This window comes from Sulfitobacter sp. UBA4523 (assembly GCF_002388305.1).
In the GTDB taxonomy this organism is placed as follows: Bacteria; Pseudomonadota; Alphaproteobacteria; order Rhodobacterales; family Rhodobacteraceae; genus Sulfitobacter; species Sulfitobacter pontiacus.
This window is the reverse complement of the sequence record NZ_DGMH01000025.1, coordinates 19,003-19,378: the sequence shown is the minus strand read 5'-3', so window position 1 is coordinate 19,378 and position 376 is coordinate 19,003. Positions and strand designations below refer to the sequence as shown.

The window sequence follows — 376 nt, the reverse complement described above, 5'->3', positions numbered from 1 at the left end:
ACCGTTTCGCGATGGAGACCAAGCGCCAGCTTGACGTGCTCGATCGTCACCTTGCCGATAACGAATTCATGGCGGGCGAATATTCGATCGCGGATATGGCGATCTGGGCATGGTACGGGCAGCTGGTTCTGGGCCGTCTCTATGACGCGGCAGAGTTCCTGAATGTCGATTCCTACGAAAACCTGATGAAATGGGCCAAGAAGATCGACGCGCGCCCTGCCGTTACACGTGGTCGCATGGTCAACCGACCCTTCGGTGAGCCCGAAATGCAGCTGCACGAACGACATGATGCCAGCGATTTTGACACAAAGACTCAGGACAAAATCGGCGACTGATCCCGCGCGTCTTGCCGCCCCCACGCGGCAAGCCGCTTGTC

General features: G+C 58.0%; 1 protein-coding gene. It reads left to right on the top strand.

The genetic code is table 11. The features are described 5' to 3' along the window. A partial coding sequence (locus B3849_RS06930; protein ID WP_286779950.1) for a glutathione S-transferase C-terminal domain-containing protein occupies window positions 1-335 on the top strand: 335 nt, incomplete at its 5' end. Window positions 336-376 lie beyond the last annotated feature (41 nt).